The 26,814-nt window shown below is 64.5% G+C and carries 23 protein-coding genes; 15 read left to right on the top strand and 8 right to left on the bottom strand.

Annotated elements, in window-relative coordinates:
- The first annotated feature begins 16 nt into the window (after positions 1-16).
- The 7 genes from BLV94_RS48245 (at position 17) to BLV94_RS00510 (ending at position 7,967) form a co-directional block, all read left to right on the top strand.
- Positions 17-364 (top strand): hypothetical protein, encoded by a 348-nt coding sequence (locus BLV94_RS48245; protein ID WP_143051282.1) that lies wholly within the window; start codon positions 17-19, stop codon positions 362-364.
- A 1,057-nt stretch (positions 365-1,421) separates the two neighbouring features.
- Positions 1,422-1,832 (top strand): hypothetical protein, encoded by a 411-nt coding sequence (locus BLV94_RS00535; protein ID WP_143051281.1) that lies wholly within the window; start codon positions 1,422-1,424, stop codon positions 1,830-1,832.
- Positions 1,833-2,230: 398 nt separating this feature from the next.
- Positions 2,231-3,769: an IS21 family transposase gene (istA, locus tag BLV94_RS00530; RefSeq protein WP_072951755.1), complete on the top strand. Its 1,539-nt coding sequence runs from the start codon at positions 2,231-2,233 to the stop codon at positions 3,767-3,769.
- A gap of 61 nt (positions 3,770-3,830) precedes the next feature.
- Positions 3,831-4,595, top strand: coding sequence for an IS21-like element helper ATPase IstB (gene istB / locus BLV94_RS00525; RefSeq protein ID WP_074933444.1), 765 nt, complete (start codon positions 3,831-3,833; stop codon positions 4,593-4,595).
- A 716-nt stretch (positions 4,596-5,311) separates the two neighbouring features.
- Positions 5,312-6,241, top strand: coding sequence for a coiled-coil domain-containing protein (locus BLV94_RS00520; protein ID WP_072951628.1), 930 nt, complete (start codon positions 5,312-5,314; stop codon positions 6,239-6,241).
- A gap of 51 nt (positions 6,242-6,292) precedes the next feature.
- The gene (locus BLV94_RS00515) at positions 6,293-6,640 is read left to right on the top strand and encodes a histone-like nucleoid-structuring protein Lsr2 (RefSeq protein ID WP_072951626.1); all 348 of its coding nucleotides are present in this window, start codon (positions 6,293-6,295) and stop codon (positions 6,638-6,640) included.
- 37 nt (positions 6,641-6,677) lie between these two features.
- The gene (locus BLV94_RS00510) at positions 6,678-7,967 is read left to right on the top strand and encodes a zinc-ribbon domain-containing protein (protein ID WP_143051280.1); all 1,290 of its coding nucleotides are present in this window, start codon (positions 6,678-6,680) and stop codon (positions 7,965-7,967) included.
- Between the two features lie 615 nt (positions 7,968-8,582).
- Here BLV94_RS00510 and BLV94_RS00505 read toward each other — a convergent pair.
- Positions 8,583-9,560 (bottom strand): ATP-dependent DNA ligase, encoded by a 978-nt coding sequence (locus BLV94_RS00505; RefSeq protein ID WP_072951622.1) that lies wholly within the window; start codon positions 9,558-9,560, stop codon positions 8,583-8,585.
- 121 nt (positions 9,561-9,681) lie between these two features.
- On the opposite strand from BLV94_RS00505, the gene BLV94_RS00500 reads away from it, so the two are divergent.
- Both BLV94_RS00500 and BLV94_RS00495 read left to right on the top strand, forming a co-directional pair.
- The gene (locus tag BLV94_RS00500; RefSeq protein ID WP_072951619.1) at positions 9,682-10,056 is read left to right on the top strand and encodes a hypothetical protein; all 375 of its coding nucleotides are present in this window, start codon (positions 9,682-9,684) and stop codon (positions 10,054-10,056) included.
- A complete protein-coding gene (locus BLV94_RS00495) occupies positions 10,053-10,364 on the top strand; it encodes a hypothetical protein (RefSeq protein WP_072951617.1) in 312 nt (103 codons plus the stop codon). Before BLV94_RS00500 ends, BLV94_RS00495 begins: the two co-directional genes overlap by 4 nt.
- Before the next feature lie 118 nt (positions 10,365-10,482).
- Here the strand turns inward: BLV94_RS00495 and BLV94_RS00490 are convergent, their stop codons facing one another.
- From BLV94_RS00490 to BLV94_RS00465, 6 genes are all read right to left on the bottom strand, one after another.
- Positions 10,483-10,983, bottom strand: a complete 501-nt coding sequence (locus BLV94_RS00490; RefSeq protein WP_072951614.1) for an N-formylglutamate amidohydrolase — start codon at positions 10,981-10,983, stop codon at positions 10,483-10,485.
- Positions 10,984-11,029: 46 nt separating this feature from the next.
- The gene (locus BLV94_RS00485; RefSeq protein WP_244163397.1) at positions 11,030-11,170 is read right to left on the bottom strand and encodes a hypothetical protein; all 141 of its coding nucleotides are present in this window, start codon (positions 11,168-11,170) and stop codon (positions 11,030-11,032) included.
- Between the two features lie 204 nt (positions 11,171-11,374).
- Positions 11,375-12,520, bottom strand: a complete 1,146-nt coding sequence (locus tag BLV94_RS00480; protein WP_074933442.1) for an LLM class flavin-dependent oxidoreductase — start codon at positions 12,518-12,520, stop codon at positions 11,375-11,377.
- Positions 12,517-12,738: a hypothetical protein gene (locus BLV94_RS00475; protein WP_072951776.1), complete on the bottom strand. Its 222-nt coding sequence runs from the start codon at positions 12,736-12,738 to the stop codon at positions 12,517-12,519. Before BLV94_RS00475 ends, BLV94_RS00480 begins: the two co-directional genes overlap by 4 nt.
- A gap of 85 nt (positions 12,739-12,823) precedes the next feature.
- Positions 12,824-15,439 carry a LuxR C-terminal-related transcriptional regulator gene (locus BLV94_RS00470; protein ID WP_074933439.1) on the bottom strand — a complete coding sequence of 872 codons (2,616 nt, stop codon included), beginning with the start codon at positions 15,437-15,439 and terminating at the stop codon, positions 12,824-12,826.
- Between the two features lie 218 nt (positions 15,440-15,657).
- Positions 15,658-16,011: a hypothetical protein gene (locus BLV94_RS00465; RefSeq protein WP_072949818.1), complete on the bottom strand. Its 354-nt coding sequence runs from the start codon at positions 16,009-16,011 to the stop codon at positions 15,658-15,660.
- A 2,181-nt stretch (positions 16,012-18,192) separates the two neighbouring features.
- Between BLV94_RS00465 and BLV94_RS00455 the strand changes: the two genes are divergently transcribed.
- Entirely contained in the window at positions 18,193-19,119 is a 927-nt protein-coding gene (locus BLV94_RS00455) for a recombinase family protein (protein ID WP_072949816.1), read from the top strand.
- Positions 19,120-19,370: 251 nt separating this feature from the next.
- Entirely contained in the window at positions 19,371-20,201 is an 831-nt protein-coding gene (locus tag BLV94_RS00450) for a CopG family transcriptional regulator (protein ID WP_072949815.1), read from the top strand.
- Positions 20,202-20,629: 428 nt separating this feature from the next.
- On the opposite strand, the gene BLV94_RS00445 is transcribed toward BLV94_RS00450, so the two are convergent.
- The gene (locus BLV94_RS00445; RefSeq protein ID WP_083395397.1) at positions 20,630-22,285 is read right to left on the bottom strand and encodes a cutinase family protein; all 1,656 of its coding nucleotides are present in this window, start codon (positions 22,283-22,285) and stop codon (positions 20,630-20,632) included.
- A gap of 907 nt (positions 22,286-23,192) precedes the next feature.
- Here BLV94_RS00445 and BLV94_RS00440 point away from each other — a divergent pair.
- The 4 genes from BLV94_RS00440 (at position 23,193) to BLV94_RS00425 (ending at position 26,155) form a co-directional block, all read left to right on the top strand.
- Complete coding sequence (locus BLV94_RS00440) at positions 23,193-23,684, top strand: hypothetical protein (protein ID WP_072949810.1); 492 nt, start codon at positions 23,193-23,195, stop codon at positions 23,682-23,684.
- 424 nt (positions 23,685-24,108) lie between these two features.
- The gene (locus BLV94_RS00435) at positions 24,109-24,477 is read left to right on the top strand and encodes a hypothetical protein (RefSeq protein ID WP_072949808.1); all 369 of its coding nucleotides are present in this window, start codon (positions 24,109-24,111) and stop codon (positions 24,475-24,477) included.
- Positions 24,474-24,980 (top strand): hypothetical protein, encoded by a 507-nt coding sequence (locus BLV94_RS00430; protein WP_072949806.1) that lies wholly within the window; start codon positions 24,474-24,476, stop codon positions 24,978-24,980. The genes BLV94_RS00435 and BLV94_RS00430 overlap by 4 nt, the downstream gene beginning before the upstream one ends.
- A 419-nt stretch (positions 24,981-25,399) precedes the next feature.
- A complete protein-coding gene (locus BLV94_RS00425) occupies positions 25,400-26,155 on the top strand; it encodes a DUF4429 domain-containing protein (protein WP_143051279.1) in 756 nt (251 codons plus the stop codon).
- Positions 26,156-26,814 lie beyond the last annotated feature (659 nt).

Genomic DNA, 26,814 nt, shown 5'->3' with positions numbered 1-26,814 from the left:
CGAGGAACGGCCTGGCATGACCATTACAGGCGCGCGAGCGTTCGTGACCTTGCCGATGTGCTCGTCAACTGATGTGCGCCTCGTTGGCGCAGTGTCCGGAGCGAACGCAGTGCCTCATTCGGTTTGGAGCACCGTCCATTTCTTTGCACAGAGACCGTTCAAGCTAATCCTCGATAACACTCGGCAAGCCTCGATTTGCTTTAGCAGTGACGTATGTTCCGGAGGCAAATTTTCTCCATTTGGCGAAATGCCGCAGATGGTCGGCAAAGACGGTGCGCTCTTAGGTGCGTATGACCTGGATGGAACTTTCCCGGGCGCATCGGGGCCCTTCGTCATGTTCTACGTACGTCCCGTCTTTGACTGACGCGGGTTCTACGGTAGTAATCCCCGGCTCACCTGGTGCAACTCAGGTCATATGCAACGAGACAGGACATCTCGACAATTCGGTTTCCCAGCTACCCCCTACGGCAGACGGTCCGCCTCACACGCGATGGGGAAGGCCACGAAACAAGCTTCCTGCAAATGAAGCTGCTGGTTGCAAAGAGGTTTCTGAAACTCTGGCATTCTGCAAGAAATGGCTTGAATAAGTCGATGCTCGCCGTGAAGTCATCTCCCGATGATGCGGGATGCCCCGTCAGCGATCCGCTTACGCAACACCCACAGGACAGGAGGTTCCAGGCAAGCTTCACCGGCAGTTCGACCTCGGATCCCGTCTCGCCATGAATCGTGGCGCCAGCGTGCCGCGACTGAAGATGCCTCACAGACAGCACCGTGCCAAATAGCGTCGGCAAAAACGTGCCAGATAGCGCCGGGAGTCACAGTTGCGACGAGCTCACCACTGGCGGAAACTTGCGTCGAGAACATGTGTCGAAAAACCATCTTGCGAGCATTTTCGACACATGTTTGTGACGCGCCAGGTTGTCGGCGCTCGTCGCTCCACCGCCCTTTGCCATGCCTATGAGAGCTGCTGAAACATCGGCGAACCGTTCGTTCAGCGGCGACCGTCTCGGATCTGGTACACCCTCTCTCAGCTGATTCCTGCCGCCGCCGCGAGTCGTGTCGCAGAGCCACCGGCGAGCATCGCGCCCGGGAGAGCGGCACGCCACACAATTGTGTAGCCCGGTTCGACCTCGGACTCGCCATTGCCGATCGCTCGCCACCCGTTCGAGGTTCCCGTAGTAAAGGCGGAAAAATGGGCATATATGCAGGTCAAACCGGTGTGGGGTGAGTCTTCGTCGGCTGGGCTTCCGTACGTCGTGAGCTGGTAATCCGCCCATTCCTCGGCCGTTACAGCCCGCAACCCTGATCGCGCCCCAGCCCGAGGAGCTCGGCAGTGCGTCGCACCAGTGGACCCAGGTCATAGGTGTCGGTGAGTGACGATCTCGCTTAGCTGTAGCGTCTGCGGCAACAAGGAGGATTGAGTGAGAAAAGTTGTGACCGCTGCCGTGGTGGCAGTAGGTGTTTGCATGGCGGGAACCGCGTGCCAGGCCTCAACCAAGGCCAACGAGCCGGCCCCGATCAATGCGCTGACTGCGCCAACGGCTTCCACAAGCACTGCTGTGCCCGCTCCCACGGTGCCGGTGGAGCTCAGTGGCTCAGGAGAGTCTGTTCTGACAGCCAATCTTGAACCAGGTGGTTACACCGTCCAGTACACGAACACCTCGGGTCATCTGATCGTCAAGCCGGTCAATCGCGACGGATCGACGGGTTCCGCATTCATCAACGCCAATGAGACGTCCGGTGTCACCACCTACCCCTCCACCGGACCAGTGACCCTCAAAATCGAGAACACGAGGGGTCCGTGGACGCTGCGCTTCGTACCTCTGACGTAGCGAGGAGCTCCCCGCGGCCCGGGCCGACAACGCGATCGCATCGCACTGCGCTGACGCCGGCCAACTGCAGCACAGCTCCACGAAGAACCCGCGCTCTGCCTCCCGGTGCGGGTTCTTCTCTTTCGTCACCGGACGGCAACGGCACTACCGCCGTACAACTGTCCATCGGCAGGGCCTGCAGGAACGACCCGCTGCGGCCCGTGTGACTCTGTCAGCGGTCATGTAATTCCCCAGGTTGAGGGGTTTGTCCGTCACGTAATTCCCCACCCGGCCGTCACGTAATTCCCCACCCTGGGGCGTGTCGGCCGGGGCTGGGGTGCTGCTGCAGGTTCGCTCCTGACTGGGCCACCGACACGGGCCCGGGAAGGGGCCTGACGGTGGCAAGGAGAACGTGGACGATGATCGATCTGATGGAGTTGTTCCGGCATTGGGATGCCGGAAGGTCTCAGGTGCAGATCTCGACGGCCCTGGGAATCGACCGCAAGACCATCCGGAAATACCTGGCACCCGCGTTGGCGGCCGGGCTGACGCCGGGCGAGGGCGGCAAGTTCGACGAGGCGCTCTGGCGGGAGCTGATCGCCGGGTGGTTTCCGGAGGTCGGCGACCCAGCGGCGCGGGCGGTGACGTGGCCGGCGATCGCCGCGCACCACGACTGGATCGACGCGCAGCTGAAGGCGTCGGTGACGGTCGCGACGATCGCGCAACGCCTACGTGACGACCACGAGGTCGCGGTGTCTGAGTCGACGGTACGACGTTATGTGGCAGCGCAATTCGCCGATCAGGTGGCGGAGCCGAAGGTGACGGTGCTCCGGGGTGCGGTCCCTCCCGGCAACGAGGCTCAGGTGGACTACGGCAAGCTCGGGATGTGGCGGGATCCGGCCACCGACCGCCGGGTGGCGGTGTGGGCGTTCGCGATAATCCTGACCTGTTCGCGGATGCTGTTCGTGCAGCCGGTGCTGCGGATGGACCAGTCCTCGTGGTGCGCCTCGCACGTGGCCGCGTTCGAGTTCTTCGGCGGCACGCCGGCCCGGATCGTGTGCGACAACCTCAAAACCGGAGTGGACCGGCCGGATCTGTACGACCCGAAGATCAACCGCGCCTATGCCGAACTCGCCGCCTACTACGGGCTGCTGATCGACCCCGCTCGCGCCGGAAAACCAAAGGATAAACCCAGGATCGAGCGCCCGATGCCTTATATCCGCGATTCGTACTTCAAGGGCCGCGAGTTCACCTCGCTGGCGCAGATGCAGGACGCCGCTCTGGCCTGGTGCACCGACGTCTACGGTCGCCATAACCATCGTGGTCTCGACGGAGCGCAGCCGACAGCGGTGTTCGATGCTGTCGAAAAGCACCGTCTCACACCACTTCCACCGCGACCATTCGACCCGGTCCGCTACCAGGTCGGCAAGGTCGCCCCGGACTGTCACGTCAAGGCCGGCAAGGCCCTGTACTCGGTGCCCTGGCGGTTGATCGGTCAGCAAGTGCTGGTCCGCACCAGCGGCGACGTGGTGCAGATCTTCCACACCGAGCAGGTGGTCGCCACCCACGTGCTGCACCTGTCGGGGCGGTCGACGAACCCCGAGCACTACCCTCCGCACAAGATCGCCTACACGCTGCAGACGGTGTCCTGGTGCCGGGCGCAGGCCGAGCAGATCGGTCTCGGCGCCGTCGCGATCGTCGCCGAGTTATCGCAGGTCAACGCGCTGCACCGGCTGCGGGCGATCCAGGGCATCATCCGGCTGCGGGACCGCTACGACGACGCCCGCCTGGACGCGGCCTGCGCCCGCGCCCTCGAGGTCGGTGACCCCAGCTACCGCACCGTCAAGGGCATCCTCGCCGCCGGCACCGAACACGACGGACGGCCGGCACCAGCCCCCGCACCGGCGCCGGCATTCCTGCGCGGACCCGATGCCTTCGACACCGAACGCACCGCCTGAAGTGTTGAACGCTGCCACTGACACATGCTGCACACCAATTACTTTCACCTTAGGAATCGTCATGACCATTCACGACCCCAGCCTGCGGGCTGCGCTGAAAACGTTGAAGCTGACCGGGATGCTCGACACGCTCGATGCCCGGCTCGCCCAGACCCGGGACGGGCAGCTTGGGCACCTCGAATTCCTGCAAGTGCTGTGTGAGGACGAGATCGCCCGCCGGGAAACCGCGGCGCTGGCCCGCCGGCTGCGGCGGGCGAGGTTCGAGCAACGGGCCACGTTCGAGGACTTCGATTTCACCGCGAATCCGAAACTCCCGGCGGCGATGCTGCGGGATCTGGCCGCGCTGCGCTGGCTCGACGCCGGCGAGTCGGTCATTCTCTACGGACCCGTTGGAGTAGGCAAAACCCATGTGGCACAAGCTCTTGGGCATCATGTCGCCCGCCGTGGTGGGGACGTGCGGTTCGTCAAGTGCTCCCGCATGCTCGCCGATCTGGCCGGCGGCCATGCCGACCGCACCATCGGTCAGCGGATGCGGGAATACACCCGGCCGCTGGTGTTGATTATCGATGATTTCGCGATGCGTGAGCACACCACTACCCAGTCCGATGACCTCTACGATCTGGTTTCCGATCGTGCGATCGCCGGCAAACCCCTGATTCTGACGAGTAACCGCGCCCCGAAGGACTGGTATCCGCTGTTCCCGAACCCGGTCGTCGCCGAGTCCCTCCTCGACCGGCTGATCAACACCAGCCATCAAACCCTGATGGACGGACCGTCCTACCGACCCCGCAAACGACCCGGACACCGCACCGCCAGCGCAACTTGATCCGCACCCCGTCCGCTCGGGTTACCCTCGACTCAGCACGCCCGAGCATGGGGAATTACGTGACGGACACCCCTGGGGAATTACGTGACGGTCGACAGACCCTGACGCCAACACCGATGCGATGACCCCGTTCGCTGCGCTCGGCGGGCCCACCGATACGACGCAAAACCGCCTCCGGCGTCCTTGCGTCATCTGCGTCAGTGACATAGCTCATGGGGCGCAGAAAATCGAGGCCATCCTTGCGACCCCCGTTTTGCGCGGAACTTAGGTCCCTGCGACCGGTCGCAAGAATGGAAAATCTAACCCGTTTCCCTAGTACGCCAACTACGCAAGCTCCCTCGCTAACGCTCGGAACCGCTTGCTATGGCTCTAACCAAGAGCCGTTACAGCCCGCACCCCGTTCGCGGCCAGGACGCCGGCCGGGGAGTCGCCGTCGGGTAGGGCGTAGCTGGCAATGGGGTCACCGCCAGAGCTCTCGTCATCATTCGAGGCCATCACGATGAATCTCGGCGCCCGCCGAGGCCGACGGCGTCGCTGGTGACGACGTGAGCGGGCGTAAGTCGCGTCCATTGCAGTCCCTTCCTCCCGGTCCAATACCGCCTCCATTGTCAAGCGCGTTACACAAATATATCTTTCATTACGTTCGCCACAGTAATGAAACGTAATGAAATGAAATATGTTACGATTTCTGAGTTGCCGATGACGGGAGGCGCCCAATGGGCGAGAACAAGCCAGGTAGGCCCCGGGTGTACGAGTCGAACGCCGACCGCGTCCGCGCCTGGCGGGACCGGAAGAAGCAGGAGACCGCCTCGGCCGCGGCGGAGGCCGAATTGCCCACCGACCCAGGGGAAGCTGCGGCGACGCTGACGCAGCTCCTGCCGTTGCTGCGGCAAGAAGCCGACAACGCGTTCGAGAAGCTGACCGCGGTCACCGACCGGATCACCGGCGCGGTGGACCTACTCGGCGACCCCGCCGTGATAGATGCTCACCTGCGCCGCGCCCAGGTGGCCGCGGACAAGGTGCGAGCCGACGCGGCCGCCGAACTCGAACAGTCACAGGCCCGGCTCGACGCCGCGCTCGACGACCGGGCCAACGCCGACGCGGCAGCCGACGCGGCGGAGTCGGCGGCCGCGGAGTCGGCGGCCGCACTGGTCGAAGCCAAGCGCGAGCACGCCGAGCAGGTGCAGACGCTGCAAGCGGCTCACCAGGAGGAGCTGTCCACCCTCACCGAGGAACACGCCGCGGTCCTCGACCGCGGGCAGGAGCGGATGCAGGCGGCGGAGGCGGAGTACCGCGACAAGGCCGCGGAACAACATCGAATCATCGAATCCCAGCGCACCCGCATCGCGGAGCTGGATCGGGAGATGCTGCAGACCCAGGCCGGCGCCGACCGCGCGGCCGCGGCGGCGGCGGCCACCATCGAACGACTCGAGGCCGATCTGGCGGAGGCGCGGAGTGCGACCCAGACAGAACGCACGCGAGCGGACACGGCCCGCGACGAACTCGCCACCACCAAAGCGGATCTCGCCACTGCCCAGGCCCACGCAGAGGCCGCCCGCGAACGTGCGGAGGAGCTGCGCACCGAACTCGCCGAGGCGCGTAGCGCAAGCGTGACCGCCAAAGACACCGCACGAAGAGCGAAATAACTGCCAGTACTGTCAGCTGGTCCGTACCAAGAACCTCAAGGAGTGGAATCTGTGGCACGCAAGGTCGTGGTGGAGCTGGTCGACGACATCGACGGCACCGACTTCGGGGAGGACGGCGAGAGCATCAGCTACGGACTCGACGGCGTCGAATACGTGATCGACCTGAAAGACGAGCACGCGAAGGAGTTCCGCGAGGTGCTCGACTACTACATCACGCACTCCATCCGCGTCGGCGGCCGCAAACACCGCTCGGACCGGCCAGCCCACCCCACCACGGCGAAGCGGCCACGGGGCGAAACGCAGAAGATCCGCACCTGGGCGATCGAGCAGGGCTACGAACTCTCCTCCCGCGGACGCATCCCCGCAGAGATCGAGCACGCCTTCCACGCTGCCCACTGACAAAGTCTCAGCACGCGACATAGATCCGAGGGGGGCTGTGCGTTTCAAAGATAAGTACCCAGAGCTGTTCCGGCAGCTGGATCCGGCCCGCAATTCCGGGATCGACCTGGATTCGATCCCGGTCTCGTCTCACGAAATGCTGTGGTGGCGATGCCCCGTCGGTCACCAGTGGCGAGAGACCCCGCTGCAACGGTGCTCGCCCGCGATGTGGAAGAACGGGGACGTCGACGCATGCCTGTACTGCGTCGCTCCCGGCTGCCTCGTGTACAGCTGCGGTCATCGCAGCTTTCGGTCCAGTGAGTCGACCTTCCGGGTGCTCGCTCACCCATGCGCCAAGTGCGAGATCACCGAGCACGTTCGGCTGATCCTCGACGCGGTCGACGACTCGGCCGGCGCCGCGGTCGCCCTCCTCGACGCCGACCCCTACTACGCCCGGTTCTGCGCCCAGGCGAGCGAGATCGTCGAGTGGTGGGACGAGATCTTCCCGCTGGTGGAGGCGTACTTCGTGCGGATGGTCAGCGTGTACGTCGCCATCGCGGTCGTCGAGCACCGCCCCGAACTGAGCTACCCGACATCGAGCCTGCTCGGTGCGTGCATGCTGCGTATCCTCGCCGCGCTACCCCACAGCGTCCGGGACGAGCTGCATTCGGCGGTGCCGGACGATGCCGGCGACTTCCGGCGCACTCATCTTCCCGGCCGACACAATTCCGAGATCGGGTGGTCGCTGAAGAAACTCGGCTTCGACATCCTCGACACACCCCTGGACGACGATGTCGAGCGGCGCCTGCAGTTCTGTGAACAACAGCGCTTCTCCGCGACCGGGGAGCAGCCGCCGATCGACCTTCACGGCAGGCACTATCCGCCCTTCGCGCACCTTCCCCGTGACCGCGAAAGGGGCGCGTCGTCCGAGCTGCGGGGATTCCGATCGAAGCAGCTCCCACCGCGTATCCCGGCAGTCCGGGTCACGCTCGGCGAATCCTCACCCGCCGACACCGACGACCCCCTCGGCCGCACACACCTCGGGTACCACCGCGACCTCACCCCGCACGAGTTGTGGGAGCGCGCCCGCGGAGTGTGGAAACTGCGCGCCGACCACGTCGCCGCGTCCACGATCGCCCTGGTCGTGCACGACAAGACCGTCGTTCTGGTCGCCTCGATCACCGGACTGACCATCCACCGCGGCGGCCTGGCCATCCTCGGTGAGCCGATCCCCGACCACCCCCTGATCGGCACACCCGACCCGCTCCACACACCGAGCCCGCTCGCCCATGGCGTCATCGACGGGGAGGGCGTGCTCGACCAGGAGTCGAAGTGCGCACGTGCGTAGGCGTCTCGGCCCGAGGTGCGGATCGCCGAACTACCGGTTCACACGCGGCGATCGCCGCAGCACCCGCCGTCAGCTCTCCGGTTTCGTCGATGCTTCCGGGCCGGAACGTTGTCAGTACCGCCAATCCATCCATGCTTGCAACAACGGTTGCCATAGGTGCTGAGTCGGCTGCAGGACGTGCAGCGAGAACCAATCGGCCATATCAGTAAATATCCCGAACATTATTGCTCCTGGTCCTCCCGACCTGTCTGAACCATCGATGACGGTGCGCCCCCCGTTACTGCTGGCACCACGTGCGGACACCCGGCCACCGAGGTGGACCACATTCGCAAGACCACTCGCCCGACCGGCGGCTACTCAGCCCACCTGGCCAGCCACATTCCACGCCCGAGACTCGGAATATCGCCACGTCCGATCATGTTGAAAAGGGCTGACGGTGGCGGGCATACCCCGCGTACCACATCAGAACAGTCGCTGCGAGCGACCACTTGCCGAGAGGCGATATGGCGTCACCGTCACCCCGAACCGGGTAAGACCTGCACTGCGCAGCGTTCTCGGCAGGGATGAGGAGCCGCTGACACCGGGGAAGGTGCCGGCGGCTTTCCTCTGGAGTCCCTACAGGTCCTCGACCCGAACCGAGCCAGGATCGGTGTCGAAGACCTGGCCTTTGAGGCTCGGATGCCGAAGCCCACCATGCCCGGTGTACTCGCGATACTCGATCTCCAGCGTGATGACCGGGTCCAACCACCGGACACCACTGGGATGCGCCTCGGCGGGCGGTGGCCCTTGCTCGGCGAATGGGCTGGCCGGCCGCTCCAGCTTTCGGAAGTCTTCCCGGAGTTGACGGCGCATCAGCATCGTCAGGCCCGACGAGACCACACCGACCGGGACCAACCGGCTTTCGGCATCGTAGGCACCGAGAATCACGGCGGCCACCGACCGGCTCGAACCAACAAAGCCGGCGGCCAAAATCGCCCGCCTCAGGCGGATCGCGGTCTTCACCCAGGCCCGGCTGCGCTGACCCGGAAGGTAGATCGACGTCGATCTCTTCCCGACGATGCCCTCTTGACCTGCGGACCTGGCCGCATTTGGCATGATTCGCCCGCTTTGCGATTCCCAATGCGGGGGGACGGTGATCGGCAGGCCGCCGACGTCCTTTAGCGCCGCGTCCAGCGTGGCCAGCTCCGCCCGCCGGTCCAGATACGACGCCGTCATGATTGATTCGCCGCTTTTGACCAAGACGTCAAAAGGTAGGTATGTCACCGGGATTCGCTTCTGCAGTGGCCTTGTGGCGCGGGCCACGGCCATCCGTCGCATGAGCAGATTGAAGCTGGGCTTACCCCGATCGAGGGCCACGATCTCCCCGTCGAGCACGATCCGTTCAGCGCTGCCGAAGGCCACCGCGAGCGCCTCGGCGACCTCGGGATACGAGTCGGTCACCACGTTGAGGTTGCGGGTCCACAGCTCAGGATCGCGGCCGCCCCCGACCGACGCCAGGACCCGGCACCCGTCGAACTTCATCTCAAAACTCCACGGCCGCTCGTCGTCCGGAGGAGGGCCGGCCGTGGCCAGCATCGGCGCGATCAGCCGCATAGGCCGATTGTCCCTGCGAGCTGGCCGAAGTTCGCGGGGCTTGCAGCACAGACCCCCAACACCCCACGCTAGGCGTCAGTATTCTGTTGACATGTACTTGACTTGTCAGCAGGATGAGGACGTGGCTGAGTCGAAGAAGATCGTGGGAACCGTGACGAACGAGCAGGTCGTCGACGCGATCCGGGCGCAACACGAGGCGACGGTCCGCGCCAAGTCGACACTGGCGCAGATGGTGTCCGTCGCCCGGACCCGGGGGATCAGCTGGACGGTGATCGGCGAGGCACTGGGCGGGATCACGAAGCAATCGGCGCAGCGAAAGTATGCGCCCTCGATCAAGGCGGACCGAGAAGCCCAAGAGCGCAAGGTCGCGGAGCTGCTCGGACTGACGGACGACGAGGTCGACATCCCGCGGGGCCGGGAAAAGAACAGCGAGCAGAGCAGCGCACCGCACAATGAGGACGTCGAAACGAACGGCAAGGAAGAGGGGACCCTGTGACCTCGGTACACGAGTTCTACACCGCGGCCGAGCTCGAACAGCTCGGCTACGTTCGGAACCGGCTGGTGGAACTGTTCGGTGATCCCGACCCGACCGACAGCGGGGACCGTTGGTCGCGCGAGACCGTCTTCGCGGTCGAACGTGATGTTCTCGCGCCCGCCGCTCAGAAGATCTTCACCGCGTTCGAACCGGACTTCGACACTCGAGCCGGGATGATCGCAGCCGATCAGCGGCTCGGGTGGCCGCAGATGGAGCAGATGCTCGCGCGTGTCACCATGCGGGAGCAGGCCTGCGCGGACCGCGGCTAGCAGCGAGGACGTCGCCCGGGGCGGGCGCACAGCGAAGTAGGTCCCCGTACCGAGGAGAACGGGCTCGGGAAACGGGGTTCGGTATTCCTGTCCGGCACGGCGATTCGCAGACCGGAGGTCAGGCGGTCGTGGCGATCCGGATCTCGGGACCGTCGTCGTCGGAGTGCAGTCGGTAGTGCGGGCACGCGACCACCTGTCGGGGCGCGCGGATCGCCCGTCTGGCGGGGTCGAGGTAGAGCCGATAGGCGAGCTGCCCGTCCCGGTGCTCGCCGGTGTCCGGGTCGACCGCGCCGAGAAAGTACCCCTGCCGTGCGTCGATGGCGGAGAAGATCGCCCTCGCCCACTCGTGCGGCTCAGCGATCGGGAGATATCGCGGTCGACCGGTCGCGGTGTCGACGAAGTACACGACAACCGTGACCGCGAACCCCGATGCGGCCGGCGCCCACGGCCCGGCCACGACGTCGAACGCGGTAAGACGGGTGTGGATGCGCAGCTCGATATCTGTGCCGGTCCGCGCCGGGGCGGTGATGACGTGCGGTTCCGCCGAGACGCCGAGAGTGGTCAACGGCGGCAGTGTTCGGCTGTCGTCGGTGCCGATACCGCCCGATGGAGTGGACACCCGGCAAGCGTACTGATCCCGCCGATGGATGAAGTCAGCCGCGCCCTCAGTCCGGTGCCGGGACGAGGAATTTCACCGCGACGCTGAACGGGAACTTTCCCGGGGCCGAAATGACACTCTCGATCAGAGCGTGGTCGTCCTCGACGGACAGGATTTTGAACTTCGAGACGCCCTCGGGATGGAGCATGACGATATCCCCGACAGACAGACCCGCGCAGGTTCCCGGATTCTCGGTCATAAGACATGACTAACCCGTCCGGTTTCGGTGTGAAAGCCGTCGATATCCGCCCGGGTCCGCTCAAGGCTCCACTGCCTCCACGGACACCTCAGTGCACCGTTCCGATAGCGGATAGTTCGAAGCGCGGCGGGAGGCACGGTGTCAGAGGCGTTGTCACAGTCGGCGCATACCACGGAGAAGCTGCACGATGGGTAGAGAGGAGCCGAGGCCGACGCTGAGTCTTGGGTGGACGGGACCGATATTGGCAATGACGGCGTATCGGAGGCCGTTGTAGCGCCATTCGCTCAGTTGATCCAGAATCTCCGACGGGGTCCCGGCCAGACACGTTTCACGGACCAACGACAGCGGCACGCGTTCGACATAGCTGAGGGCGGTGTGTTCCTCGATGGTCTGCGGCAACAAATCCTGGATGCCGGAGAATGTAGCACCCATTGGATGCTCGACGCCGTGCCGAGCCCACACCTCGGCGGATGCACACAGAGCGAATGCCCGGGCCGCGATCGATTCGACCATCTCGTCGACCTGGGCGCTGCTGCCCGCGGTCAAGACGAAGAACAAGGCTGCCGGCGTAATGGCCAACGGATCACGTCCAGCGTCCTCGGCCGCCGACCTGATCACGACGAGTTTTTCGCCGTACTGTTTCGGCTGTTGCGGATAGGAAGGGAACCAGGCGTCGGCGTACCTGCCGGCGATGCCCAACATCCGCGGGCCGTGCGCGGCAACCCAGATCTCCGGCCACCCGCCCTTGCATGGTGGGACGTCGAACACGGCGTCGTGGAGCGGAAAGAATTGCGATTCCCGGGTCACCGGCGCGCCGCCCGAGTCCCACAGGGCGCGGATGGTCGCGATCGCCTCGTCGAATCGTGCTACCGGCCTCGCCCAGTCGACTCCGTAGGGTTCATTGCCTTCCCGTTCGCCAGGGCCGATACCGAGGATGGCCCGCCCGCGGCTGAGGTGATGAAGTGTGGCGGCGGCCTGCGCCGTCACGGCGGGGTTTCGCCTTCCGGCGTCGGTAACCCCCACACCGAGTCTCAATCGGGTGATCCGGTTCTGTGCGGCGATGTAGCCCAGGGTGGTCCAGGGTTCGTAGATTGCGTCCGCTCGCGGCGCGAGTTTGGCCACGCCGAGGTACTTCGGGTTCCAGATCGACGACGGAAACACGCCGTTGAGGTGATCGGGTATCCACATCGAGTCTGCCCCACCCGCGACGGCGATCTGTCGGGTAGTGCGGAGGAGCAAATCGGGGGCGAATCGAGCGTGCAGTGCGCCGTCCATCAGCCCAGTTCTGAAGCCGTTCATGGTTGTTCCTCCGGTTCGGGTTTTGGCGTGGTGCGGAGTGCGGCGGTGAGTTTCGCGTCGGCGATCTCGAGGAGCGGTGGGAGGGCGTGGACGTCGATGTCGAGGTAGGTGCACATCTGGTCTTCGGCGACGCCGGCGTCGCGCAACCGTAGGGCGAGTGAGTAGGGCTGGGGGAGTCGACGCAGCGCCTGTTCACGGGGGGTGAGTGGTGTGGTCATAGTTTTCAGGGTGCGTTCGCCGCGCAGGGCGGGGTGGAGTAGTGGGCTACTCCAGTTGATTCCCGCGGGCCAGGTGTGCACCGTCTCAGGTGATGGTGTCGCCGAGGTCGTCGCGGCCGGTGAGGCCGGTCTTGCGGGAGGCGCGGTAGAGGTGTCCTTCGACGGTGCGCACCGACAGGGTCAGCTTCTCGGCTATTTGTTTGTTCGACAGTCCTTGCGCGGCGAGGGTGATTACTTCGCGTTGCCGGGCCGTTAGCGGTGACGGCTGGAGGGCCTCGGTCAATGCGGGAGTGCGGGCACTGTCGCAGGCGTCTGCCAGTCGCCGAGCGCGGGTGGCGGCGGTGAGGGCGGATCCGTTGCGGCCGTGCCGACGGTGAGTGGTGGCGGCGTGCGCGGCAGCGTCCATGGCGGACAGGAGGTCGCCCATATCCTCGAACTGACGGGAAGCGTCGAGGAGGCCGACGGTGTCACCGGCGGCCAACGCGGTCGCGTGTAGGGCGGCGGCGGGGGCGCGGGGTCCGTCTACCTGCTGGGCAAGCTCGTGGAGGCGGTCGGCGGTGGTGAAGTCCCCGAACCGGGTCGCGGTGTGCAGGCACATCACCTCCTGGGCGTATTGGCCATGCTCTGCAGCGGATCGGGCGCCGCGGTGTGCGAGTGCGATCGCCTGGGTGGTGGCACCTGTTGCGGCGGAGACCCAGGCATTGGTGAGAAAGAACTCCGGCCTCAGGTACGGGACGGTGGTCCGGGACCAGGTGTCGAGTGCACACAGGGTTTCCGCTGCGCTCGTGCCGTCTCCGGACATCGCTTGGGCCTGGGCGAGCGAGCAGTACCAAATGGTGGGGATGTAGCCGACGGGGATTCCGACTGAGGTGAAGCGTTGTTCCAATCGTTTCCGTGCCGCGCCCAGGCGCCCCGCCGCGAGGTCGGCTTGTCCCAAGAGTATGGAGGGAAATCCCTGCGCCCACCCGGTTCCATCGGCGGTCTCATCATAGATTCGCGTGGTGACGGCGCTGGCTTCATGGACGTATCCGGCTAGCCTCAAGCTTCTTGTGTGGAACTCGCTGAAGGGAAGACGAACTATCGAAACCCGCGGGGAGCCGGTCATGAGGTCGTCTGCGCGGGCGGCGATGGGGGCAATTTCTGAGGTTCTTCCCATATCACCCAAGGTGATCAGGAGGGCGCCTAGCGCCCACATCTGAGACAGCTCCGGCGGGTCCGGCACCCGCAGCGCGGCCTGTGCGGCTTCGACCGCGTCGATCGGGCGGCCCTTGAATGCGTGAACGATGGCGAGGCCGCCGGCCAGTGCACCGTGCGGTGCCGTCATTTCGCGCGCCTCCCGGAGCACGGATTCGGCGTCCTCTGGACGATTGAGGATCCAGAGCAGATTCGCGAGACGAAGATATGCGACGTCCACGAGCTGCCCGTCGGTGAGGGGCTGGTCGAGCAGCCTTGTGAGGACCTGTTCGCATTCATCGCCACGGCTGAGCATGGTCAGCGCTACCGTCAGAATGAGGTGGGCCTCGTAGCCGGCGCTGTCGGAGATCGCGGCCTTGCACAGTCGTACCGCGAGTTCAGGGTCGAACAACGATAGTGATGCGGTCGCGGCCTCCGTGAGGAGGACAGGGTCGGCGGTGAAGCCGGACTCGAGGATCAGGACTGCGCGGCGTACGAGGTCGCGGACGTCGGAATCTTTCATCGCGCCAAGGGCTTCGGCGATGTCGGCTTGGATCCGTCGTTGTCGTAGGGGTGTGGCCTGGGCGCGGCGGGCTTCGCCGTAGAGCGGGTGCGCCAATCGAACCGGGTAGCGGCCGCCCCGGTCAACGGTGATAAGCCCAACTGAATGGGCCTGTTCAACGGCCTCGGGATCGGTGAGGTCCGCTACTGTCTGTTCGGGGAGTGGTTCGCCGACGGCGAGGACGTCGAGTACGGTGCCGACCTCGGGGGGAAGGGCGTCGAGTTGCGCTCCGATGAGGTCTGCCAGTCCCGGAGATACGGTGGGAGGACCATCCCACACCCATACGCCCGCGCTGAGTCCGGGCGCTTCAGGGCTCGGGGCGAGTCGTCCGCGGGCGAGTTCCTGTTCGACCAGATGGCGCAGGTACAGGGTGTTGCCGCGGGTGACACCCCATAGTCGGCGGGTGGACATGGGGTCCAGTGAGCCGCCGAGGACTGTGGCGACGAGGTCCCCGGTCTCCTGTTCAGAGAGTGGTTGGAGTTCGATGCGCTGGAGGTGACCGTCTTTCCAGAGTGCGCTGACCGCATCGGGGACCGGTTCACCGGTGCGGACGGTCACCACGACGGGCGCCAGTCGCCGCTGTACGAGTTGGAGCATTACACACGCTGACAGGTCGTCGAGTAGGTGTGCATCATCGACGCCGATCACTGTCCTTGCCCCAGCCGGGTGAGCGGAAAGGTGATCGATGACGCCATGGACAACGGACATCGTGTCCGCAGTGCCGTCGCCGGTCCATTCGGCAAACGCGCCGAGTGGGAGCGCCCTGGCGGAGGCGGTGGCTCGCGCCCATCGCGATTCCCAACGCCCGGGGTGGACGTCGGCGAGGGCTCTTCGGGCGAGGCGGCTCTTGCCCACACCTGCGGCGCCGGCGATCACGACTCCGCGGTAACCGTCGGCTCCGGTCACGGCGGCGTTGATCAGGCCTAGTTCCTCCGCGCGGCCGACCAACGGCCAGACTCTGGCCACGTCCTGATCGTAAGCAGGGCTGGCACAGAAAATCGACCACCCGGTTCGATTCGTGTCTGTGCCCGATAAACGGTTCCGGTATTTCTATAACGGTTCGCACGCGGGTTTGCGGCGGTAGCTACGACCATCACCGGGTCAACATGCAGTGCACCGCGGTTACCCACCTGTCGCCCTCCGAGAAGTCTGGGGCGACAGGTGGGTGGAGATCGGGTTCGCGGTTACTGCGGAGATCCCGGGATCGATGTGAACCCTTGACTGCCGAGGCAGAAACCAGTCACTGGTGCCACCGTATTCCAGTCCCCGATCATCGGGTTGACTTGAACCTTGTTCCCAATCTTCAGTCCGCTCCCCGACTCGAAGCCGAGGTTAAGCCCCTGGAGGACGGCACAGGACCAGGACTCCGGTACAGGGGCTGCAGCGGGTACGTCGCTGCTGAGCTGGATATCTACGGGAGCACCCGGGTCGCCGATGAGTGTTGGTTTGGCGGTGGCTGTGCCGGACCCGATTCCGAGGATGATCGCAGGGATGATGGCGGCGGTGGCGAGGGATGCGCGGAGAACGTTCTTGTTCACTGCTGTTGCCTTTCTGAGGCCGGCACGGTGCCGGAACGTGTGGGTTGTAGTCGGTGCGGTGAAGTGTTGCGGTGGATCGGATTTAGGTGAGATTTGGGTGGGAAGCGCCTCCTCTGCGGATTCGTGGAGCTCAATTAATGGGAGAACTTGGAGGTTGCTCGGCTCAGATGTGAGCGGTGTTGGATCGAACTGTGGTCATGCTTTCGCACCGTGATGGACGCGTTCAGAGCACCCGGATGCGGTGGTGGGGTGTCAGGACGAAAGCGCTGTGGGGGGATGACCCGGTGGCATACACGGAAGGCATGCGCGGTGATGGCCCGGCGTTCGGTATCGAGACCGTCGGTGAGCCAGAGCCTCTCCCATATGAGCTCGGCCAGCGAGTTGGTACGGAGGAGGTCGTGGATCCACGCATCCCATTCGGCGCTTGTGATAGTTGCGGCCACGATCGGTGCGGCTTCATCTTCATCACGCCCCATCTGGGGTAGCAGGACCGCGCAAAGTCGCTCCAGCGCCCCCCGGAGGTCGTCGCGTGCCCCCACGGTGCCGGAGTCGCGGTAGGCGCAGGCCGCGCGTTCGGCAGCACTCGCCGCGTGGTGGACGCGGACATGACTAGCGGCCAGCTCGTCCAGCAGCGGCTGCGCGGAGGATGAGCGCTGTCGGACCGGAGGCCAGAGACTCGCATCTTCACTGGCGTGGTGGCGGCGGAGAAAGGCAAGAGTCCAGACGAGGTGGTCCGCAAAAGGACGCGTCGGCGCGCATCGATCGGGGTGGACAACGTGTCGAATGCGCGGCCGAGATCGCGGCGAATTGCGTCGTAAACGATACCGATCAGGTGCGTATCGATGGGTTTGTCGGCGGTTGAAGTCATGGTGTGCTCCTGGTGTGCGGTGCGTCCCGTGAGCGGTTCGATCGGCTATACAAGAAGCCTGCGCGCCAGAACGAACCTCACCTGAAGTGGTGCGGTACTCCATGTGGCGGTGATTTGCCTGTACGTCTACTCCTCGGGCCACCGTCTACGCGTTAACCAGGTGGGTGTGGTCCCCTGCGTAGGCCCCAGTTCGGCCGCTGATCGTCACGAATCCGGCCCAGACTGAGGTCCGGTGGTCGCGGACGGGTGGTGCGGCGTGGCGATCTCATGCCCGAATGTGGCGGTTGGGTTCGAGGAAATTCACGGAACGCGACGCCGAGCGCTCGGTCGCCAGGACTGGCGCTTCCGGGCGGGTCAGCGTGGCCAATGATGATCCGGTGAGCCCCGACTTGTGACCGACGCATAAACCTTCACCGTCACATCCCCTGGTCGGGCGCGTTTCACGGGGCATCACTGAACTGGCGGATTGCCGTCTGATCCGTTCGTTGAGGATTCCCTGGTCGTCTAGGTCAAAGGGCGAAAACTGCGGGCCGATGCTCCCCAACTGACGAGTATCGGAATCCGCCAGCAACTCGCGGATTGCACGCGTAACTCATGGAATCCGCCAGTTATGAGCAGAATCGTGCAGCAGTTCTAGAAGCTGCGCGTGATGTCGTGACCAGCAGAAATCGGCCGGTACCGCGTGCCGCGACCCGAACAAACCTGCACACACTCCGGTATTCCAATCCTCCAACGCTCGACCACCGGAAGCGCCCGTTTCCGGCGGTGAGAAAGTATGCGCCCCGGCCGTCTTCCCTACGAACCGGGGCAGCAACCACGGTACCACGTGAATCGAACATGTGTGCGAAGATTCGAGAATGAACTGGGTGGAGTCTTCGCCGGCTCAATGTCCGAACGGCCACATTCTCGGGCCGGAGAAGTGTGTCGTCGGGTGGGAAGTCTGCGGGTGTTCGACCGCTGAGAACGGTGGCCACCGCACCCATTTCTGCCGCCGATGCCGTGCCGTGGTGCGGACCCCTGTATGTGCGGGCCCCGAGCCCCAGGCCGACCGCTGGTCCATGCCGCCACCGCAAACCCCGAAATCAGGCGGATAACCCCTTCCACGCCCGATTCGCCGGACCGCATGGGCGGCGGTAACAGCAGATGTTAACGCGCCGGTATTCGCCGACCCATCTGTGTGAGCTGTACCTCGCTTTCGATGAGACGGGACACCGACGCCGGCCTCACACCGCAGGGGGCGAATCGGCCAGTATGTCGAGAACCAGTGTCGAAAATATGTGTCGGAAAACGGTAAATATTGGTATTGTCGACGCATGTTGATCGGCTACGCCCGGGTCAGTGCAGACCAGAACCCCGACGATCAGATCGCTGCCCTGCGCGGTGCCGGGGTGGTCGCCGAGAACATTCACGTCGACCAGGCGGGCTGGGCGAAGGCGTCACGGCCCCAACTCGATCGGGTACTGCAGGAGCTGCGCGAGGGCGACGTCCTGGTGGTCACCCGGCTGGAGCGGCTCGGGCGGTCGATGCTGCACCTGGTCACGCTCGGTGCGGACCTCCGCGTCCGTGGGATCGGACTGAAGGTGCTCGAGCAGGGCATCGACACCGAAACCGACAAGGGCCAGGCCATGTTCGGGATGTTCTCGATCCTGGCCGACTACGGCCGAGAACTGGCCGTGGCCAACACCCGCGACGGCCTCGCGGCAGCTCGCGCCCGCGGCCGCAAAGGCGGGCGCCCATCGAAACTCAGCGCCGACCAGATCGAGCTTGCTCAACGCCTCTACGATGCCGGGGAACACACCGTCTCTCAGATCGCAGGGATGCTGAACGTGCCGCGCACCACGGTCTATGGGCATCTAAACAAGCGCAGTGTGGACACCGCCCCGGTCACGCAGGAGATCACGACACCACCGGTCCGCACCTCCCGAACCTGCCCGACCTGTGGATACGAACCCACCACACGCGCCGAAGCGGCCCACCAACGCGCCGATCTCGCGGTGACGTGGCTCCACCCGCACCCCTCTCGCAGAGGAGCGGTGATCAGTCGACACCACTGCCGCCATTGCGAACCCGGGAAGCCGGCCTTCGACATCGCCTGCAGAATCTGCGGAGACGGCCCCATCCTCGCCGGCGTACTCGCCGAGAAAGCCGAGGCCGGCGACCTGACCAAGGCGGTTCAACGATGGCTCACCACAGCCGGATGGGCCACCACCCCCGACCTTCGCTGCCCGGACCACACCTGAGGGCGGCAGGTCGGCAATCCGGCTCTCGCCCAGCCTCGTTCCCCGGAATTTCCAGAAGACCGATGCGCAACGAGTACGGCGCCGTACGGGTGCGCAACTGCTTAGGCCACAGGTAGGCCCGCATATCCGCTCAGGTACGCTACCTCCGTTCTGCTGAACATCCCCCCAATTTTGTTCTCAGAACACCCCCCTGGCGCCCCGGCATCACCTCCCCCGATGCCGGGGGGCATTCATGCGGTCAGGATCGAGGAATGACGGAGTCGAAGCCCGGCCGTATCCCGGTGGGCGACCCGATCGGGCTTCGCTTCGACGAAGAGACCAAACGCAGGCTCGACGAGATGGCCGAGGCCATCGGCCCGCGCCGATTCGGGGCGCTAATCCGCGTGGCCTGCCGACGACTGGTCGCCAAACCCAACAGCGTCGGTCCCGCTCTCGCGGAACACCGTCGGCTCTCCGAAGTCCTGCGGGCGATTCCCCTGGTCATGGTCAAGATCAAGCTCGAACCCGAGACCGTGCAGCAGGTTGCGGCCCTGGCCACCGACCACGACACCACCGTCAGCGCACTCATGCGGATCGCGCTGCACCGATTCCAGGAAGCGCCCGGCCGCTACAAACACCCGATGCTCCGCGAAGCCGAGCGGACCGGACTGTCCGACCGGGTCGACGTGATGGTCAATCCATCCAGCAGGCAGCAGATCCGGTACCTCGCCGGCCGATACGGCGACAAACTCAGCACCGCACTGCTTCGGGTCGTCCTACGGCGTCTACTCGACGAGCCGGGCGACCTCGCCGCCGACCTGGAAACCATCGCCCCGCTGCGTGATCTGCGGCCCGAGAACTATCCCGCCACGATCAAGGTGAACTTCGACGACCCGTTGCGCGACAAGCTCGACACGTTGGCCGCACAGGTCGGGTCCGACCGCACAGAGCTCGTCCGCCTGGCCGCCCGCCGTGTGCTCGACCAGCCCGGACTGATCGAGCACGCCGTGAACGACGAGATCATCCGCAGCGACAAGCACAAGGCGCACCTGCTGGCCCGGCACGCCCGCCGCCAGGCACGACGCCACACACAGCTCGACTGATCACCCCGGACTCTCTCGCCCTACCCGACCGATCCCGGTCAGCGCCTTGCCGGTCGGCTTGTCGGGCGTGTCCGGCCCCGATGTACCCGCCTCCGGCGGTCACCCGGCCACCTGCGGTGTCCCCAATTCGGATGTAGGGTCTCGCGGCCAGTGGCATTTTTGAGACGCTGCGAACTGCGGACTTGCCGCTTGTCTCACGGCATGGCCACAGCAATCTGTCTCAATTCCCTGGCATTTCCTTGGCGATCATGATGCGGACCGTGCCGATTGTCGTTCCGCGACGGGCGATCGGCAAGCCTTGGTACGCCCGTCAGGAGTGGTTGGCGATCCCGTAAGCGGATCGGGAAAAGGACGTTGCGCCTACAGGCTTGTGCGGACCCGAGTTCGGCGTTTGAGGCGTGCGAAGCCGGGCGCAGGTCGGCCATGCGTCAGTTCCGAGGCAATTTCACAACGCGAGCGTTTTCAAGGTCGGCAACATAAAGGTTCCCGGTCGAGTCCACAGTCAGTCCGAAGAGGCTTCGGCCTAGGCCGGTGAACGGCAGGTCAGTTTGGGTCGTAGCAACGTTTGCCAGCTTCACGACGCGGCCCGCACCGTTCGATAATGTACCGCCGTCTCCGACGAACACATTGCCCGCGGCGTCCACGGCAAGACCGTTGTAGTTCGCGCCTAGGCCAGTGAAGGGCAATACGGTCTGGGTGCTGGACCCCGGTGCGAGTTTGAGGACGCGATTGTCCATCGCAAGATAGACATTCCCTACGCCATCGACTGCGACGCCTCCAGCGCTGGTGCTGCGGTCGCTAAAGGGGAGAACCACTTGCTGGCTGGAGCCTGCCGGAAGTTTGACGACACCGAGTTGTACATCGGACACGTAAACGCTGCCGGCCGAGTCCACTGTCAAGCCGAAGAGATTCGAGGTTAGGCCGGTGAAGGGCAGCACGACCTGACTGGTTGATCCGGCAGGCAGTTTCAGTACTCGCGCGTTGTTGGAGTCAGCCAGGTACACATTGCCGGCGGAGTCGACAGCGATGCCGCGGGCGACATTTAGCCCGCTGAACGGGAGTATTTGCTGCTCTCCGCTCGGTAGTAGCTTGAGTACTTGATTACGGCCCTGATCCGCGATGTACACGTTTCCGAGGGAGTCGACGGCGGGGAACGAGGGCTGGATGAGTCCTGTGAACGGCAGAGTTACTTGACCCTCGTTTGGCGGCGGGGTACTCCGAAGGCCCGAGATCACCTTTTCTACAAGTGGCGTGACTGCACCGTGAGTGCTTCCTCTGTAGGACGCCTCGTGGATCACCCTCCCGATGGACTGTCTAGCTAGGAAGCGAGGATTAGATGGGGTGAAGAAGGGGTTGGTCCAATCGCAGACGATGTCCCGAGACACGCACACACTGAAAACGCGGGCGCGCACGTCACTGGCAAAGGGTACGCCGCTGGCATGAGAGAACAGGCTCAAAGCAGCGCCTACACCTTGTGTGGTCGCCGTAACGCCACGTGTGTAGAGGTTGTCGGTGTCACCTGGCATCTTGTCGCCGTCGGCGATTAGCAACGCTGCACCGACCCGACCGAGCAACTCAGAATTCGCGTCGGATCCGCCTGGGCGGAGTCGTTCGATCACACGATGCATAACCATTGCGCCTTGGGAGTACCCAGCCAAAATGATTCGTGGGCCCGCGCAAGATGGCGTGCGCAGACCATTCTGAATCTGGAAGAGCTGAATGATCGCGTTGTTGACACCGATCTCGATACTGCCGAAAAAGACCTCGCGGCCCGGCGGCGTCGCGAGTTCGGGCGGCTTGACGGGTGCGGCAGGAAATACCACGGCCTGGTACCGGAACTTGATTCTTTGCCGATCGAACTTGCGCTTAATCTCGTTGTAAGCGAAAGAGACTTCTGGACCCAACCCGCCCTTCTCGTTCTGGCCTTGGCCCGAACCTCGCGCTCCGAGCAGAACGACACCATCATTGCAATCGGCCGCGTAGGCGCGGTTTTCGCCGACCAGCATATGGAACCCACATACGAGTGTGAGCACCGCAAGGACGGCCAAGCTTGATCGCGATGCTGCGGCGGTTCGGTTCGGCATGCGAGCCTATCTTCCTGCTTAGCGGAACGATCTGGACTTGCCCCACAAGTTGCTGGGTCGCTAGTTGATAGCACCATCCCGCGCCAGGCCGGGATCGACCGGCCGTGGGACACGTCGAACCGTTACATTCGCCGAATCATCGTTATGGCGGTGATATCCCGCGCGCCGACGGCAACCAGGCAGCTCAAACCGCTATGCGCTTGAACCCATTCCATGCCACTCGCCGGCAGCGTCGTCAAGCTTGGTCGCTGAGGCCCGTCCCGGATCAGGAACGTCGATCGGCACTCTCCCGGAAGCGGGGCGTTGACCGAGACTCCCCTGAGCTGCGCGTTCCCGTTTGACCCGTCCGGTGATGATTTTGCTTTCGGGGCGTCAATCGGGACACCTTGAACGATCTGGATCACGCCGCCGCTCGGATAGCGGCGATTCGGTGAACCGATTCGTTGCGTGTCGCAGCACGATGGCGGATCCGCCACGGCTCACCACCCGCCACGAGATTCCGCCACGGGATTCGAGACCCGCCGCGCAGGCACGTCGAAATGCAATCTCATTCATTTGGCCAACTGGCCACCGAGTGGCCACCTCGCGTGAGAACTGGCCAAGGTTCTCGAGACCCTACATCGGAGCTCCGCTGCGCTCCGCCCTGTGGAAGAGCATCGTTCTTTGACCTGCTGGCTTCCGATCCTGATCGACGGCGGCCGGGGAACAACCCCTGGCGGCGCGGGCGCCGGCACAAGGCTCCGAGAACTTTCTCAACCCGCACTCGCTGGCGCTCGCAGAGAAACTTCCCGGCCCAGAGGTTGCACCCCGTCCTGATACCGCCGATCCGGACTCTCCTTGCCAGCAGGGCAAAAAGAACGATCAGGGCGCGGCAGGTGTCCTGATCCGAGCGGAAGGTCACTGACATATGAGCACATCAACACCACCCGTGGAGCCAGTCGACGCGACGTCCGAGGTGCTCGACTACCGGGGCTACGCCGCCTTCGAAGAGATCTACACCCGTGAGCTGGCTCTCCTGGCCACCTTCGGCATCGCCGATCCCGAGGTGACCTGGACTGGTGGCAACTGCTACGCACTCACCGGTGCACTAACCGCAGCCGACGGCCGGTCGATCTACCTGCTCGCCACCACCAACGGCGAGCCCGCACTGACGATCGATGAACCCGTCACACACTGGACTGTCGGTCTGTACGACACCGAGAGCGATTCGGTCGCCCTGGCGATGGGCGAGGCCAGCGTCACGGCACTCATCGATGAATACGGCGAGGAAATCGTCGACTCTTCCGATGCGCTCGGCAGCGCGCTCACCGGCGCCCGCATGGCACTGGACCAGTACGCTGCACCGAGCGGAAAGATCGTACTCATCGGGAACCGGGGCGTGAGCTGGATCACCGAGTGATCGAAACCTCGTCCGGACCTGCGTCCGAAAGGCTAAGTGAGAGTGCGCATGATCGCGACGTCCGGGCCGGTTCCCGCAGAACGAGAGAAGCACCGAACAATGGAGCCTTCGAATCGCACACGTCCTCTGGCTGCTGGCAGAGGTGGCGTTCGTCGTCGTGGTGATCTGGCCCACCGATTCGATGCCCGAATTCATCACCGCCTGTGTCGGGATGGTCGTCGTACTCGGAGCGGTTTGGGCTACCGACAAGGCAAGGCGCCGGCAACGCGCGCAGGAGGCAGCGGCCTAACCGCCTGCCACGGCGTTCTGCTTCACCGCCAGCGCACACGAGAGTCAACACGTCGGTGGTAGGTGAGACCATCCGCGCAGACGATCGACAAGATGGTCGCGGCCGCCGGTCCGGCGGCCGCGCAGAGGGGGAACTATGGACAACGAATTCCGCAACCGCAGTCAGCTTCATGAGGACCTGATCACGACCCTCGAGACCGCGCACCAGCATCGCGACAGGGCCGCGGGGTACTGGCCGACGGTGGTGGTGATTCCGACCGCGATTCTTGCAATCGGGAGTGCCCTCATCGCTCTCACGAACTTCGTGGCGCCAGGAGGATCGCTCATCCGTTGGATCATGTGGCTCGGTGTCGTCGGATCCGCGGCCGCAGTCCTTCTGATTCAATCGGCGCCGTACCTGCGAGCGGCGGCAGCCGACTCCAGGGCGCGAAAGATGCTGAAAAGGCTGATTGCCCGCGACGAGGAAGAGCAGCGACGCGCCGGCGGACACGGGGCACCCGCATGATCGGCCAGAGTGGTCGCAGACCGTATCTCGCCTTGCGGCCGCCCCTGACGAGGTCGGTCGGACTGTGCACGCCACGAGCCTGGGCCGAACTGGTCGGGGTAGGCCTGCTGGCGTCGGGTTTACCTCTCCGCCTGTTCGCTGACCACGTCACCGTTCCGGCGATCCGGGCGGCCGGCCGGGATCAGGTGTCCAGCTGGGCATTGATCTGGATGGCGGCGACTTCTCTGCTCTGCATCGTCATGGCCCTCGTAGCTTTGGCGGCCGTCCTGGTTGCGAGCATTTGGTTTTTCGCGGTCGCCGTCGTTGCCGGGCAGCGAGTCGGCGACTACTGGCGGCGGCGAAACGAACAGGTCGAGCCGGTGGGCGTGGAGGTGCTCCGCACACGGTTCGGGGCGCAGGCCGTGATCGAGCACGACCCGGCAACGGGCGTGTCCACCGCCTACGGCGCCGACGGCACCGAGCTGCACACCGTGGGTATGAGATCCGATATCAGGCAGTGGTGAGACAGATCGATGAGCACCTATCACCACGTCGTCCTGAAGTCCGTCCGTACGGGCGAGTGGGTCGCCCGAATCAATCCAGCAGACTGGGGTTTCAGCATCAAATAAGGACCCGGCGGCAGCTTCGACGTCGAGAAGTTGCCCGCGGTCTTGGTGAGAGCCAGCTCCCGCTACGGTCCTGTCGACCATGTCTGGGTCAATGACGAGGTAGATCCGGACTTCGACGAGAAGTGGCCATGGGAAGGGCCGAGAGATCTGTTCTTGAGCCCGGATCTGTCGTCCTTCACGCCGCACGGTGACTGACACCCGAGATCGAGGGGGCCCGCCCCATTCGGGGCGGGCCTCTTGCGTGAACACCGACACCTGGACAAAACGATGGCCAGAACCATTCGAGGTCACTGGCGGTCTGCTTTGATATTCCGATGACCGTTCACACATACACCGGCGCGGGGTCCACCGTCTCGTTCGACGACGTATCGGGGACTGTCACGTTTGAGCACACACACTGGCGTCAGCCACGCAATAAGCGGGCGGCGTCACCGTGGACCGTTCCGGTAGGAGCGATCGAAGGCATTTCCTGGCGTGAGGCCACTGTGTCCAAGCCTGCCCAGATGAGGTTGCTACTCCGCGGACGCGTAGGGCACAGCAAGGACGGCCGAGCTGACTTCAACTACGTCACCGGCAAAGACAAGATTGGGGTCTTGGTTACAGCGATCAACGCCGCTGTCCAAACCGCTGAGCCAGTACTCGGATTCGGGGACGAGCTGACCCCGCGACAGGCACCTGCGCCGCCGGCGGTGTCAGTCAACGTCCCTGTCGCTGGCGGCCCGCCGGCGCCCGACAAGGAGGAGTTCGGCGGATTCAAACTGAACGGAAAGATCCTTACCTACAAAGGCGTGCGATATCGCGTCGCCGGTATAAAGGCGTCGGTAGACATCGGGGGGACCCAGCGACGCACGACCCTCACACGCATCGCCGTCGGGACCGCAATCGACCCCGGTAAAGGAACGCTCATCGGAGCGATGGCGAAGAAGCAAACGAGCTATGTCTACCTGACAGTCGAATTCCCGAACGGAACAGAGATCATGGTCGAAGCGCCCGGCAACTATGAGTTGTTCGCTCGCAATTTCGCATCGGCGCTCAACTCTGCCAGCCGCTCGGCGTCGCGCTCGGGCTAGGATCTGCTGATCGGATAAGGATCCGTGTCTGAGCTTGCGACGCCAGTACCTTTGTAGCCGGGTCGACCAATGTGCCTACTGACGAGACGATCACCGATTGAAGCTAGTCCGTGCTCAGGGACGGCTCTTATCGCCGACGACCCAGCGATGGCGCGCCGCCGGAAAACACGCCAGGCTGGCGTACCCGATCAGTGTCGGCGCTGCTATCTGGTAGCGAGCGTGGCTCGGCGACGATCTGCGGTTCGAGGGTACCGGGGCGCGGACGCTCCGGCGCGGTGAACTCCAAGCCAGATTGCTTCGTGGCAAATGCCGGCGCATACCCACCGGGCTCCACCCAGTTCGGCACGACAGCCCACGCGGGCTTCTCGTCTGCGCCGCGACACCTGCCGCCGCGGTAGGCGTCGTGTGCCGGCACCCGCTTACTGGCGGTCAGCTGCCCAGGTCGCCAGCCGCACGAGGCGCATATCGCAACGCGCCGTTGCCTAGTCGCGCCCTTCTTGATTCGCCGTCGCCTGGTCGCGTCCGTCATATGCGGAACGGTACCTGTGGGGTCTGACAACGGTGACGGATCCGCACCCGGCCGCCACTCTCCGTGAGATTCCGCCCCGGTTCGCGAGACCCTGCCACTCAGCGCTGCGACATCGTGAACCGGTGACGCT

Origin of the sequence: Rhodococcus koreensis (genome assembly GCF_900105905.1) — a bacterium.
In the GTDB taxonomy this organism is placed as follows: Bacteria; Actinomycetota; Actinomycetes; order Mycobacteriales; family Mycobacteriaceae; genus Rhodococcus_F; species Rhodococcus_F koreensis.
Note: the sequence above shows the minus strand (reverse complement) of the source record. Positions and strands in the feature narration are given on the sequence as shown.

What these genes read in the sequence shown, in the direction of transcription:
- BLV94_RS48245 (WP_143051282.1), top strand. Translation starts at nt 17, where the DNA reads ATGACCATTACAGGCGCGCGAGCGTTCGTGACCTTGCCGATGTGCTCG.
- istA (WP_072951755.1), top strand. Translation starts at nt 2,231, where the DNA reads ATGATCGATCTGATGGAGTTGTTCCGGCATTGGGATGCCGGAAGGTCT.
- istB (WP_074933444.1), top strand. Translation starts at nt 3,831, where the DNA reads ATGACCATTCACGACCCCAGCCTGCGGGCTGCGCTGAAAACGTTGAAG.
- BLV94_RS00520 (WP_072951628.1), top strand. Translation starts at nt 5,312, where the DNA reads ATGGGCGAGAACAAGCCAGGTAGGCCCCGGGTGTACGAGTCGAACGCC.
- BLV94_RS00505 (WP_072951622.1), bottom strand. Translation starts at nt 9,560, where the DNA reads ATGCGGCTGATCGCGCCGATGCTGGCCACGGCCGGCCCTCCTCCGGAC.
- BLV94_RS00485 (WP_244163397.1), bottom strand. Translation starts at nt 11,170, where the DNA reads ATGCTCCATCCCGAGGGCGTCTCGAAGTTCAAAATCCTGTCCGTCGAG.
- BLV94_RS00480 (WP_074933442.1), bottom strand. Translation starts at nt 12,520, where the DNA reads ATGAACGGCTTCAGAACTGGGCTGATGGACGGCGCACTGCACGCTCGA.
- BLV94_RS00475 (WP_072951776.1), bottom strand. Translation starts at nt 12,738, where the DNA reads ATGACCACACCACTCACCCCCCGTGAACAGGCGCTGCGTCGACTCCCC.
- BLV94_RS00455 (WP_072949816.1), top strand. Translation starts at nt 18,193, where the DNA reads ATGTTGATCGGCTACGCCCGGGTCAGTGCAGACCAGAACCCCGACGAT.
- BLV94_RS00450 (WP_072949815.1), top strand. Translation starts at nt 19,371, where the DNA reads ATGACGGAGTCGAAGCCCGGCCGTATCCCGGTGGGCGACCCGATCGGG.
- BLV94_RS00445 (WP_083395397.1), bottom strand. Translation starts at nt 22,285, where the DNA reads ATGCCGAACCGAACCGCCGCAGCATCGCGATCAAGCTTGGCCGTCCTT.
- BLV94_RS00440 (WP_072949810.1), top strand. Translation starts at nt 23,193, where the DNA reads ATGAGCACATCAACACCACCCGTGGAGCCAGTCGACGCGACGTCCGAG.
- BLV94_RS00435 (WP_072949808.1), top strand. Translation starts at nt 24,109, where the DNA reads ATGGACAACGAATTCCGCAACCGCAGTCAGCTTCATGAGGACCTGATC.
- BLV94_RS00430 (WP_072949806.1), top strand. Translation starts at nt 24,474, where the DNA reads ATGATCGGCCAGAGTGGTCGCAGACCGTATCTCGCCTTGCGGCCGCCC.
- BLV94_RS00425 (WP_143051279.1), top strand. Translation starts at nt 25,400, where the DNA reads ATGACCGTTCACACATACACCGGCGCGGGGTCCACCGTCTCGTTCGAC.